Below are 670 nucleotides of genomic sequence, written 5' to 3'. Positions count from 1 at the left end.
ACGCCCGAAGTCGTTACCCCAACTCTAAGGAGAGGGGGATGCCGAAGGCAGGACTGGTGACTGGGGTGAAGTCGTAACAAGGTAGCCGTACCGGAAGGTGTGGCTGGATCACCTCCTTTTAGGGAGACCTTACCCACTCAGGTATCGAATATCGAAACACGAGTCATAGATACTGAGATGGTCATTCCTAGGTCGGTGGCGGAAAAAGCTAAAGCTTTCAAACTATATTTATGGTTCGGGTAATGGGCTATTAGCTCAGGTGGTTAGAGCGCACCCCTGATAAGGGTGAGGTCCCTGGTTCGAGTCCAGGATGGCCCACCTATGAAAGATTAGATGGGGGTTTAGCTCAGTTGGTAGAGCGCCTGCTTTGCAAGCAGGATGTCAGCGGTTCGAGTCCGCTAATCTCCACCTTTTATCATCAGTAAAAAAAATCTAAGGAATTGTCATCAAAGACAAGAATTAGATATAACAAATTTGTGGTGAGTAACACACCATGATAAGATAGTAGATTGGGAAAAATTCAGCAACAGGGCAAAAAGCCAGACTGCTGGATAAGAAACCAGCCAGAACCTTGAAAACTGCATAGTAACGCGAAAGAAAAAGCAGGCAGTCGTAAGACTGCATGGAAAAAGCCAAAAGATAGTGGTCAAGCTAATAAGGGCTGACGGTG

Annotated in this window: 2 tRNA genes and 1 rRNA gene; all 3 read left to right on the top strand. The window is 46.7% G+C overall.

The features are described 5' to 3' along the window. Positions 1 to 119 (top strand): 16S ribosomal RNA (locus NWP17_RS10225); the annotation flags it as partial. 125 nt (positions 120 to 244) lie between these two features. Beyond that, positions 245 to 318: transfer RNA gene (locus tag NWP17_RS10220), tRNA-Ile, on the top strand. A 17-nt stretch (positions 319 to 335) separates the two neighbouring features. Continuing rightward, positions 336 to 408 (top strand) — tRNA-Ala (locus tag NWP17_RS10215). The last annotated feature ends 262 nt before the right edge of the window (positions 409 to 670 follow it).

Origin of the sequence: Chrysosporum bergii ANA360D (assembly GCF_029891735.1) — a bacterium.
GTDB lineage: Bacteria > Cyanobacteriota > Cyanobacteriia > Cyanobacteriales > Nostocaceae > Umezakia > Umezakia bergii.
This window is presented reverse-complemented; position numbering and strand designations above follow the sequence as displayed.